Annotated in this window: 14 protein-coding genes; 7 read left to right on the top strand and 7 right to left on the bottom strand. The window is 65.2% G+C overall.

Features of this window, described 5'->3' with window-relative positions:
• Nucleotides 1-43: 43 nt before the first annotated feature.
• Nucleotides 44-802: an Lrp/AsnC family transcriptional regulator gene (locus OQF70_RS00810; protein ID WP_280535332.1), complete on the top strand. Its 759-nt coding sequence runs from the start codon at nt 44-46 to the stop codon at nt 800-802.
• Between the two features lie 283 nt (nt 803-1,085).
• Here the strand turns inward: OQF70_RS00810 and OQF70_RS00805 are convergent, their stop codons facing one another.
• The 4 genes from OQF70_RS00805 to trxA form a co-directional block, all read right to left on the bottom strand.
• On the bottom strand, nt 1,086-1,778 hold the full coding sequence (locus OQF70_RS00805; protein ID WP_280535331.1) for a DUF5806 family protein: 693 nt from the start codon (nt 1,776-1,778) through the stop codon (nt 1,086-1,088).
• A 112-nt stretch (nt 1,779-1,890) separates the two neighbouring features.
• A complete protein-coding gene (locus OQF70_RS00800; protein WP_280535494.1) occupies nt 1,891-2,934 on the bottom strand; it encodes a sulfite exporter TauE/SafE family protein in 1,044 nt (347 codons plus the stop codon).
• Between the two features lie 127 nt (nt 2,935-3,061).
• Entirely contained in the window at nt 3,062-3,229 is a 168-nt protein-coding gene (locus OQF70_RS00795; protein WP_280535330.1) for a hypothetical protein, read from the bottom strand.
• A 408-nt stretch (nt 3,230-3,637) separates the two neighbouring features.
• Nucleotides 3,638-3,997, bottom strand: a complete 360-nt coding sequence (gene trxA / locus OQF70_RS00790) for a thioredoxin (RefSeq protein ID WP_280535329.1) — start codon at nt 3,995-3,997, stop codon at nt 3,638-3,640.
• A 334-nt stretch (nt 3,998-4,331) separates the two neighbouring features.
• Here trxA and OQF70_RS00785 point away from each other — a divergent pair, with 334 nt between their 5' ends.
• The 3 genes from OQF70_RS00785 to OQF70_RS00775 all read left to right on the top strand — a co-directional run bounded on the left by OQF70_RS00785 (nt 4,332) and on the right by OQF70_RS00775 (nt 6,438).
• On the top strand, nt 4,332-4,733 hold the full coding sequence (locus OQF70_RS00785; RefSeq protein WP_280535328.1) for a helix-turn-helix domain-containing protein: 402 nt from the start codon (nt 4,332-4,334) through the stop codon (nt 4,731-4,733).
• A 235-nt stretch (nt 4,734-4,968) separates the two neighbouring features.
• Nucleotides 4,969-6,084 (top strand): aminotransferase class V-fold PLP-dependent enzyme, encoded by a 1,116-nt coding sequence (locus OQF70_RS00780; RefSeq protein WP_280535327.1) that lies wholly within the window; start codon nt 4,969-4,971, stop codon nt 6,082-6,084.
• A gap of 3 nt (nt 6,085-6,087) precedes the next feature.
• Entirely contained in the window at nt 6,088-6,438 is a 351-nt protein-coding gene (locus OQF70_RS00775) for a hypothetical protein (RefSeq protein ID WP_280535326.1), read from the top strand.
• Between the two features lie 60 nt (nt 6,439-6,498).
• On the opposite strand, the gene OQF70_RS00770 is transcribed toward OQF70_RS00775, so the two are convergent.
• The 3 genes from OQF70_RS00770 to OQF70_RS00760 are packed head-to-tail and all read right to left on the bottom strand — an operon-like array spanning nt 6,499 to nt 8,230.
• Nucleotides 6,499-7,296, bottom strand: coding sequence for a ZIP family metal transporter (locus tag OQF70_RS00770; RefSeq protein WP_280535325.1), 798 nt, complete (start codon nt 7,294-7,296; stop codon nt 6,499-6,501).
• Between the two features lie 56 nt (nt 7,297-7,352).
• Nucleotides 7,353-7,985, bottom strand: coding sequence for a DsrE/DsrF/DrsH-like family protein (locus OQF70_RS00765; protein WP_280535324.1), 633 nt, complete (start codon nt 7,983-7,985; stop codon nt 7,353-7,355).
• Nucleotides 7,985-8,230, bottom strand: coding sequence for a sulfurtransferase TusA family protein (locus tag OQF70_RS00760; RefSeq protein ID WP_280535323.1), 246 nt, complete (start codon nt 8,228-8,230; stop codon nt 7,985-7,987). Before OQF70_RS00760 ends, OQF70_RS00765 begins: the two co-directional genes overlap by 1 nt.
• A 429-nt stretch (nt 8,231-8,659) precedes the next feature.
• On the opposite strand from OQF70_RS00760, the gene OQF70_RS00755 reads away from it, so the two are divergent.
• Genes OQF70_RS00755 through OQF70_RS00745 form a run of 3 tightly spaced genes read left to right on the top strand, consistent with a single transcriptional unit; the run spans nt 8,660 to nt 10,884 of the window.
• On the top strand, nt 8,660-9,853 hold the full coding sequence (locus tag OQF70_RS00755) for an MBL fold metallo-hydrolase (RefSeq protein WP_280535322.1): 1,194 nt from the start codon (nt 8,660-8,662) through the stop codon (nt 9,851-9,853).
• Between the two features lie 21 nt (nt 9,854-9,874).
• The gene (locus tag OQF70_RS00750) at nt 9,875-10,432 is read left to right on the top strand and encodes a YeeE/YedE family protein (RefSeq protein WP_280535493.1); all 558 of its coding nucleotides are present in this window, start codon (nt 9,875-9,877) and stop codon (nt 10,430-10,432) included.
• Nucleotides 10,429-10,884 (top strand): YeeE/YedE family protein, encoded by a 456-nt coding sequence (locus tag OQF70_RS00745; protein WP_280535321.1) that lies wholly within the window; start codon nt 10,429-10,431, stop codon nt 10,882-10,884. Before OQF70_RS00750 ends, OQF70_RS00745 begins: the two co-directional genes overlap by 4 nt.
• Nucleotides 10,885-10,954 lie beyond the last annotated feature (70 nt).

Raw genomic sequence — 10,954 nt, 5'->3', positions numbered from 1 at the left:
ATCTGAGCAGTAGTATAAAGTATCAGTCCGTCGTTTTTATGATATGGATTATCGATTGGATGAAATCGATCGGCGTATCATCTACGAACTTATGCGCAACGCACACGACACAACAGCACCGGCGATCGCCGAAGCAACCAATGTCTCGTCGGGGACGATCCGGAACCGAATCAACCAACTCGAAGACTACGGGATTATCCGCTCGTACACCACCGAGATAGACTTCGAACGGGCCGACGATCGGTTGACGAACCTCTACATCTGTACTGCACCGATCTCGGAGCGCAAGTCGCTTGCGCGGGAGGCCCATTCGATTCCAGGTGTGATCAACGTCCGGGAGCTAATGACCGGCCGTAAGAATCTCCATATCCTGGCTGTCGGCGAAGACACGGAAAGTCTCCGGCGCGTTGCGCGTGCACTGTCGGGACTCGGTATCGAAGTCGAAGATGAAACGCTCTTAGAGGCTGAAAGGCATGTCCCCTACGCTCCATTCGGTCCCGATCGGAAGAGTCCCGCAAGCGATCCGACAGACGTGATCAGTCTCACGGGAGGTGCAGAAGTTGTGGATGTGACTATTTCGAGTGAAGCTCCTATAGTCGGGCTTAGTCTAAAGGAAGCGGTCGCAGAGGGGGTTCTCGACGAGGATACACTCGTAATTGCGGTCGAACGGGGCGACAGCGTGATCACGCCGGACGGAACCACCACAATCCAGGCAGACGACATCGTGACCGTGCTTTGTCGAAGGGACGACACAGACCGGGTGTTAGAGCCGTTCATCGCTGAGGAGGTAAACGAAATATGATGTGTGAACGGTGTGGTGAAGATACACTGACTCAACGGTACGATATTGATGGGTTTACTGGCCACCTCTGCACCGAGTGCGTGGAGAAATGGAACGCCATCCAAGAAGAGTGATTGTTGCCGGAGATCAGCTTCTGGGTCTTTATAAGCTACACCCTTCGGAAACCAGCCCGGTACATACGCAACCAGAGTCTCAAGGCTGATTTAGTTGTCTGATCCTGAAACAAACCACCGTGGTACGATCTCTATGACCCCTCGCCACTCGACGTAACCAGGCAGGTTCTTCACTCCTCCGCGTTGGCCTCGTGCACGTGGCCGCATTCCGGACACCGTACCTCCTCGCCGCGGATCCGTTGGCTCGACTCCCGGACCTCCCGCATCACGCTCGAGATCCGCTCTTCGGCCTCGAGTTCGTCCTCGACGGCGAGATCGACGCCCTCCACCTCCATCAGGAACTTGGCGATCTCGGTCACCTCGTACATCATCTCGTCGAGGTCCTCGGCGGTGAAGAAGCCACACATTGCCCCGTAGAGGAACGTCGCGCCCGCCTTCGTCACCTTCTCCTCGAAGGAGTGGCGCGCCTGATTGACCGCCTGGGGCGTGTAGGTGTCGGTCATGAAGGGGACCAGTTCGGGGAGGTTCTCGCCGATCTTCGTCATCTCGACGCCCGTTTCGGTCCGGAAGTCGGCACATAGCCGCGCGATCGCCCACTCGCGGGCGGTGATGTAGGTCCGGTCGCGGAGGAACTCGTTGACGCGCTCGTACTGTGCGCCGTCCATCTTCGTGAACCGCTCGTACTTCCGGACGTCCGCGGGGACGTCGGTTTCGTCAGGTTCGTTTGCGTTCTCGTCCGGCTCGTCCGTCGCCTCGGCCGGTTCCGATTCACCCGCTTCGGTCGAGACCGGTTCACCGGTCGCGTTCGCTTCGGCGCCGCCGCCGTCAACCGATCCCGGCGCCGGATCCTGGTCCTCGCTCATACCGTGGATAACCCGACCGGCGGCCAAAAGCGTTCCCCGTCGATCGTCGTTTCTCGGTCGATCGTCGGCTCCCTGGTCGATCGCGGCGTCGGTCGTGTCGGGGTGGTAATCCTCACTCCGCGACCGAGGTCGTTCGGGACCCGGTTCGGAGCGTCCGCAGCGTCGTCACGACGATCGCGCCGGCGACGGCCACGGCGGCGCCCAGCACCAACACCAGTCCGACCGTTTCGAGGAGGGCGATCCCCAGGACCCCGCCGAGTTCGCCGATCGCGACCGCGACCGAGCCGGCAAGCAGCATTCCGCCGAAGTACACCGTGATGCCCTCGGAATCGACGACCGCGGTCGCCGCCGAGCCGATCCGGGCGCCGAGCGCGCTGCCGAACAGCAGCGGCACGACGATCCCGAGATCGACCCCGCCGCTTTGTCCGTAGAGGTAGCTGCCGATCCCGCCCGAGAAGACGATCTCGAAGAGGTCGGTACCGACCGCGACCGGCACGGGCGCGCCGATCGCGTAGATCATCGCGGGCATCCGGATGAACCCGCCGCCGACGCCGAGCAGCCCCGAGAGGAGCCCGGTCGCGAAGGCGACGGCCGTGATCACCCACACGGAGACGCGAACGTCGCCGCGGAGGGTGACCATCGGCGGGATCCGGACCGTCTCCTGGATCCGTTTCGCGATCGCCGGCGGGGTGTGGTTCGAGAGGTCGGCGTCCTCGTCGGATCCGCCGTGACCGTGGCCGCCCGCCCCCGAGTTCTCGTCGGCCTCCTCGTCAGCGTCCCCGTCGTCGGAGAGTGCGTCCCGGGTCACCATCGCGCCGATCCCGCCCAGCAGCAGGACGTAGATGACGTTGATCACGCCGCCGGCGAGGCCGAGATCCTGCAGGTAGAAGACCGTCATCCGACCGACCTCGATGCCGATCGTCGTGCCGACGATCATCAACCCGCCCAGCTTGTAGTCGACCTGGCCGAGGTCGTGGTGTTTCAGGGTGGCGATCACCGCGGTCCCGAAGACGAAGGCCATCCCGCTGCCGACCGCCACGCTGGGCTGGTAGCCGAACAGCAACAACGCGGGCGTCACGAGGAAGGACCCGCCCATTCCGAAGAATCCGAAGAGGATCCCGACGACGAGCCCGAACCCGACGAACAGCGCCGCCATCTCCGGACCCGTCCCGAACACCGAGAACTCGTCGACGCCGCCGAGGCTACTCCCGATGAGGCCGACGCTCCCGAGGAGATCGCCGAGGCCACCACCGATCAGACTTCCGACGTCCGTCGCCGGAATCTCACTCGCTGCCAACGCCGTCACCCCCAACCAACGCGTTCAGGATCGCCGGTCCCACGAGCCGTTCAAGTCCCGCGTACCCGACGTACAACACGATCGCTTCGAGCAGCACCGTCCCGATCAATCGTGCCGCGACCGGGTCCCAGCTCGGAACCGTCAGTCCCGCCATTGTCGTCGATCCTCCGTTCGCCGATCCGACCGCCGGACGGTCGTTCGTAGTTCGTACATTTCTGCTCACTTCATCGTACCGCTTACGGGGATATAACGGTTGTGGGTCTATAGTACAATACTATATCTCCGTAACTCCTCCACCACCATCGATAACTTATGAATAGGTTATGAGTTCGATCGGCGCGGGATCACGGCTGCGTGGTCATCGTCGACGGATCACCTTTGACGAATCTCTTTGACGGATCACCTCGTCGGCTGGCGTCCGCTTTCGGGCGGACGGCGGTGATCGGTCACGGGAGCGACGACTGGGCGAACGCGATGCAACCGATCGGCGAGAAGGGAACGAAAACGGCGGGAGTCGGGCCGCCCGCGGCGGGCGTCCGGTGGCGATCGGGTTCGGCTCGGGTTAGGCGGTGTGGCGGTCGATCAGCGCCCGGAGCTGGTCTTCGGGCTGGGCGCCGACGACCTCCTCGACCTGCTCGCCGTCGGCGAACAGGACGAGCGTCGGGACGCCGCGAACGCCGTAGGCGCTCGCGAGCGCCTGGTTCTCGTCGACGTCGACCTTCGCGACCGTGGCGTCGGTTTCGGCCGCGAGCGTCTCGACGACCGGTTCGAGCATCTTACAGGGGCCACACCACTCGGCGTGAAAGTCGACAAGGACGACGCCGCCGTCGGCGACGATCCCGTCGAGCGCGTCCTGCCCGTTCACGTGGACCGGCTCGTCGCGGTTCATCCCGTTCGCATCGACCGATGAATTGGTTGCCATCATCGTTCGTTAGGCGTCGACGGTAGTTAAGAGTTTTGGGAGTATAACACAATATAAGTACGTCAGATCTGTGGCACACGATACCGTAGCTACCGCCGCTCGTTGATCCGAACGTCACCGATTCGGTCGATCGACGCCGACACGATCCGAGACGATTCGGGGGCGATGCACGACGAGTCTGTGTGATGTGAGGGTTCGTACGTGGGACTCCGGAGCGCGCTGAGAACTCACTGCTGCACCGTGGTGAGTCGGCGAATCGGTGGACCCGGGTCGAGGTAGCCTTGCACGATCTACACAAGCCTTTTAAGCACTCGACGACAACACTCGAGTAACGATGCCAGACTCGATGTCGGAACAACTCCAGCAGGATATGGAGTGTGAGGGCCTGCTCGAGTGTTTCCACGGCCTCAAACAGCTTGATAGGGACTGCTTTCAGGCGCTCGTGCGCGCCGAGGAGCCCCTGACGGTCGACGAGATCGCCGAGGTCGTCGATCGGGAACGATCGACCGCCTACCGCGCCGTCCAGCGGCTCCTCCAGACGGGATTCATCCGGAAGGACCAGGTCAACTACGACCAGGGCGGTTACTATCACGTCTACTCGCCGACCGATCCCTCGAAGATCGCCGACGATATGCAGCGGTTGCTCAACGACTGGTACGCCAAGATGGGGCAGCTCATCCAGGAGTTCGAGACCAAGTACGAATCGACCGACGCGACCGTCCCCGCCGAGAGCTAGGTGATACGGTGGCGTGGGTGCAGTCGATCGGGTGGCCGTCCCCGATCACGTCCCGTTGGATACATCCATATATAAATATTGTACAATGCTCACAAGATTAATGTGTCCTCCGGCCGAACTCGCACGTGATGAATGCGACGACGATCACGGAGACCCGCGTCGGATCGAGTGACGTCCCGTCGACGGCGGCACCGCCGATCGGGAGGACGACGCCCCGTATCCGGACGGTGTGGCGATGACCCCGCGTGAGCTTCGGGCGGACGTACCGGCGCTTGCGGACGTCGACTACTTCAACTACGGGGCACACGGGCCGAGCCCGCGATACGTCGTCGAGGCCGCCGACTCGTTCCTTGAGTCCTTCGAGTACGACGCGCCGGTCCGGGAGAACCCCTACCAGACCGCCGCGGAGGCGATCGACGACGTCCGGGAGACGGTCGCGTCCTTCGTCGGCGCGGCCCCCGAGGAGATCGCCCTCACCGAGAGCACGACCGCGGGGATCAACGCGATCGCGAACGCGATCGACTGGGAGCCCGGCGACGTGGTCGTCCGAACCGACCTCGAACATCCGGCCGGGATCCTCCCGTGGGACCGGCTCAAACGGGAGGGGATCGAGGTTCGCGTCGTCCCGACGAGCGGCGGCCGGATCGACCGCGACGCCTTCGCCGAGGCCGTCGCGGACGCGCGGCTCGTCTGTGTCTCGGCGCTCACCTGGACTCACGGCACCTGGCTCCCCGTCGCGGAGCTGGTCGACGTCGCCCGCGAGGCCGGGGCGTTCACCCTCGTCGACGCGGTTCAGGTCCCCGGCCAGGCCCCGATGGACGTCACCGACTGGGGTGCCGACGCCGTCGCCGCCGCCGGCCACAAGTGGCTGCTGGGCCTCTGGGGCGGCGGCTTCCTCCACGTCGACGGGGACGTCGTCGACGATCTCCATCCCCGATCGCTGGGCTACCGCAGCGTCGAGACGCCGACCGCGGACCCCTACGAGCTCGCGGCCGGGGCCCGCCGTTTCGAGGTCGGGACCGCGAACCCGGCCCCACACGTCGCGCTCGGGGAGGCGATCACGACGATCGAGTCGGTCGGCGTCGACCGGATCCAGGGCCGGATCCACGAACTTGCCGGGCGGCTTGCCGAGGGAGTCCCCGAGGACCGTCTCCTGAGTCCGGCCGAGCCCGAATCCGGCCTCGTGACGATCGACGTCGACGACCCGGCCACGACGGTCGACCGGCTCGCGGACGAGGGGATCCGCCTCCGGGATCTCCCGTTCCCGGAAGCGGTCCGGGCCTCCGTGCACGCGGTCAATACCGAACGCGAGGTCGACCGACTGATCGACGCCCTCTCCGCGGAGTGGTGACCGATGGGTGATCCCGACGCCGATGGCGATGGAGACTCCGATGGCGCTCCCGACTCTCACGCCGACGGCGACGCCGATGGCGAGCCCGGCACGGTTCGCGTCTGGCTCGTGGAGCGGACCTACTCGGACGACGAGCAGAACATGGTCATCCTCGTGTACGCGACCCCCGACGGGGCGCGGTACTTCCGCAAGGAACGCGCGCTGACGAGTTTCACCGACGTGCGCGACACGACCGCCGCGATCGAGGTCGAGCCCGGGAACCTCGGCGCCGTCGAGGACCCCGATCGTCGGGACCGGTATGCGACGGAAGCGTCCCGGATGACCGCGGATCACGACCCGGACGACGTCGTGTGACGACCGGTGATCGACGATGGATGGTCGGTGATCGACGATCGATGATCGACGACCGACCGCCTAGATGATCGACAGCGGGAGCATCACGGCGACGCCGAGGAGCACTCCCGTCACGAGTTCGCGTTTCCCTCCGTTCGGCAGCGACTCGCCGATCGACAGCGCCTCCGGGATGAACTCCGAGAGGACCAGATAGATCATCGCGCCCGCCGCGAACCCGAATCCGTACGGGAGGAACTCGCGGGCGGTTCGAACGAACGCGAAGGCGATCACGGCGCCGATCGGCTGCGGGAGACTCGAGAAGACCGCCCACCAGACCATCCGTGGCTTCGAGACGCCCATCGCCCGCAACGGGATCGCGATCGCCGTCCCCTCGGGGACGTTGTGGATGGAGATCGCGACGGTCATAAAGACCGCAAGCAGCGGGACCGTCAGCCCGAGGATCTGGTATCCCCCCTCGAGTCCGAGATCCGCGAAGGAGACGCCGACGGCGATCCCCTCCGGAAAGCTGTGGACGGTCAACACGCCGAGGATCAACACGAGCTTCGTGAAGTCGGCCTGCTCGTACTCGCGGGGATCGATCTCGACGTCGAGCAGCACCTCGTGGGCGACCACGACGAGGGCGACGCCGGCGGCCATCCCGATCGCGATCTCGGTCGGAGTTCCCTCGGCGAGGCCCTCCTCGACGAGGCCGAACAGCGACGCTGAGACCATGATCCCCGAGGCGATCCCCCACAACACGACCGTCCACCGATCGCTGATCTCCTCGAAGACGAAGAACGGAAGGGCGCCTAGGCCGGTCGCAAGCGCCGTCACGAGGCCGGCGAGAAACACTACGACGAGGTTCTCGAGAAGTGCCATCGTCCCGTGGTTCGTCCACGTCGTTTAAAAGTCCAGTCCCGAACGGTTCGGACCGCTCACACGAGCAGTTGAACGTCGGATTCGGCCATGTGCTGCAGGGCCGTCGCGGCGCCGACGCCGACGGTGACGCCGTCGTGGAAGTCGTCCTCGTCGTAGCCCATCAGGTCGATCGTCATCTGACACGCCTGGAGGTCGACGCCCTGATCCAGCGAGAGCTCGATGAGCTCGTCGATCGTCGCGGTTCCGTTCTCGTCGATCTTCCGTTCCATCATCCGCGTGGCGAGCCGGTCCATCCCGGGCAGCGCGGCGAGCGCGTTCGGCATCGGCATGTTCGGATTGCCGACCGCGGACAGCCGCAGATCGCCGGATTTCTCCTCGTGGAGGATGTCGAGCCCCCAGAACGTGTGGAACACGACGACGTCCCAGCCGAAGGCGGCCGCCGTGCTCGCGAGGATGAGCGGGGGATAGGCCATGTCGAAACTCCCCTGGGTCGCCACGATCGTCAGCTTGGTCGTGCCGTCGTCGGCGTCGGCCTCGAGGCTCGCCACCGTGTCCTCGAGTTCCGCGATGCGGTCGCGAAGCTCGGCCTCGGCCGGCTGCTCTGCGGCCGCCTCCGATGCGTTCGCTGCCTCGGCGTCGTCGGCCGCCTCCGCCGATCCGTCCGCCGCCGGTTCGGTATCCGTGCTCATCACGCCGTCTTCCGCACGTAGTGTTTGTACACGTCGCCCTCCTCGACCTGCTCGAGGAGTTCGACGCCGTCGGTTCCGGCCGCCCAGCCGTCGAGGTCGCTCATGCTGCCGGCGTCGGTGGCCAGTACCTCCAGGACGTCGTCGACGTCGAGATCGTCGATCGCTCCCTTCGTCTTGATGACTGGCATCGGACACGATGCGCCTTTCACGTCGAGCGTCTCCGTCACGTCGTATGCTGTGGTCATTGGATATGCACTCCGTTGTTGTATTGGAGATATCACACAATACCGGATGAGGTGTTATAAGAATGTTGATTCTTGTATTTTCTATACACGACTGTACTCCGGTTACGGCCGTCACTCGTATATATCCATTTATTGATACGCACGCGAGTGTGTGGAAGCGATCTCGGCGGCCGGATCGCCTCTCTGGAAACCGATCGTGGCCGATCGAACGCCGCCAGCGTCAGTCCGTGGCCGCTCGTCCCGTCACGGGCCTTCTCGTCCTCGTTCGTCCTGCTGCCACTCGTCCCCGTTCGTCCGTTGCCGCTCGTCTCGTTACCGACCGTCCCGCCGCACTGGCCGGCCGGCACCGCGGTCGAGCTATATTGTGTGATATATGAATTACCATACAAACTCTTATATGCCGCCAACCGGTATGGTGGTGTACACGCAATGAACCCGGAAGACTTCCCCACACCGGATGCGGACGTGGAGTCGATCGAACCAGAGACGCTGAAGGACCGGATCGACGCCGGCGAGGACGTCACGCTCCTCGATGCGCGGATGCAGTCGGAGTACGAGGAGTGGCACGTCGACGGCGAGACGGTCGAGTCGATCAACGTCCCGTACTTCGAGTTCCTCGATGACGAGGTCGACGATGACGTCCTCGATCGGATTCCGGCCGATCGCCAGGTCTCGGTCATCTGTGCGAAGGGCGGCGCCAGCGAGTACGTCGCCGGAACGCTCGCCGAACTCGGCTACGACGTGAACCACGTCGTGGACGGGATGAACGGCTGGGCCCGGATCTACGAGGCCGTCGAGGTGACCGGCTACGACGGCGCCGGGACGCTGTTGCAGTATCAGCGCCCCTCCTCGGGCTGTCTGGGGTACCTCCTCGTCGACGGCGGAGAGGCGGCCGTGATCGACCCCCTGCGGGCGTTCACCGACCGCTACCTGGCCGATGCCGAGGAACGCGGGGCCGAGTTGGTCTACGCGCTCGATACCCACATTCACGCCGACCACATCTCCGGCGTTCGCGCGCTCGCCGACCGCGGAGTCGAGGGCGTGATCCCGGGGCCGGCCGTCGATCGTGGCGTCACCTACGCCGACGATCTGACCACCGCAGCCGACGGCGACGACTTCGCGGTCGGCGACGCCACGATCGAGACCGTTCACACGCCCGGTCACACGACCGGGATGACCGCCTACCTCGTCGATGACGGCCTGCTCGCGACCGGTGACGGGCTCTTCATCGAGAGCGTCGCCCGCCCCGACCTCGAGGAGGGCGACGAGGGCGCCCCCGACGCCGCCCGGATGCTCTACGAGTCGCTGCAGGACCGCGTGCTCACGCTGCCGGACGACACGCTCGTCGGCGGCGCCCACTTCAGCGACGCGGCCGAATCGGCCGCCGACGGCACCTACACCGCTTCGATCGGCGATCTGAAGCGGCGGATGGACGCGCTCTCGATGGACGAGGACGCGTTCGTCGAGCTGGTCCTCTCGGACATGCCGCCGCGTCCCGCCAACTACGAGTCGATCATCGCAACGAACCTCGGCCAGGAGGTCGTTGACGACGAGGAAGCGTTCACCCTCGAACTCGGCCCCAACAACTGTGCGGCCAGCCAGGAATCGCTGGCGGGTGACTAAGCGCCGATGCCCATCGCGTCGATGACCATCGATCCGGCGCTGCTTCAGGTGTTCGCCGATCCGTTCCCGAACGGGCTCAGCCGATACGTCGTCGGGGGGCTGCTGGTCGGGCTCGGCGCGACCGTGATCTACGTCGGCACGGGGATCGCGGCGGGCGCGAGCACGTTCCTCGAGTCGACGCTCTCGTACGTCTCCGACCAGTCGCGGTTCCAGCGGTACGTCGCCTCGCGGGGTTGGCGGCTCGTGTTCACGTTCGGCATTGTCCTCGGGGCCGCGCTCTTTGCGGCGACGGTCCAGTCCGGACTGGTCACCACCTCGCTGTACCAGTCCGGATCGACGGGCCAGCTCTACGAGCTCGGCGGCGTGACGCTCTGGCTCACCGAGGTCCAGCCGTGGCGGCTGTTCCTCGGCGGGATCCTCGTCGGGATCGGCACCCGGGTCGGGAAGGGGTGTACCTCCGGTCACGGCGTCTGTGGGGTCGGATCGGCCTCGAAGACCTCGATCGCGGGCGTGATGACCTTCCTGCTCGTCGCCATCGTCACCGCGCAGGTCGTCGCGGCACTGGGGGTGTCACCGTGACGGACCGGGACCGCCATCCCGCGTTCCTCCCGCTGATCCTCCTCGGCGGAGTGGTCTTCGGGTTCGGGCTCGGCTTCAGCCAGATGGCGCGCCCGGAGGTCGTGCTCGCGTTCCTGCAGTTCGAGGACTTCGGCCTCCCGTTCGTGATGTTCGGCGCGGCGATCGTCACCGGGATCGCCTTCGCGGTGCTGCCGCGGATCGCCGATGCGGCGCCGCTGACCGGCGATCCCTTCGAGCGCCGCCTGAAGTCGTTCGACCGGAACGTCCTCGTCGGCGGCGCCATCTTCGGCGTCGGCTGGGGATTGTCCGGGATCTGTCCGGGCGCCGCCTACGCCAGCCTCGGGATCGGCAACGTGACCATCCTCTGGGCGATCGCCGGGATGTTCCTCGGCGCGTACCTCCAGGGCTGGTGGCGAAGCCGCCCGTCATCCGGCGACGCATCGGCACGGTAGCCCGCAGGCGCTTTTCGGACATAGATCCAACGACGATACTCCTCTTCGTGGCCGCAGCCATCGCCAGCCT

The organism is Halopenitus sp. POP-27 (assembly GCF_029889855.1).
GTDB lineage: Archaea > Halobacteriota > Halobacteria > Halobacteriales > Haloferacaceae > Halopenitus > Halopenitus malekzadehii.
This window is presented reverse-complemented; position numbering and strand designations above follow the sequence as displayed.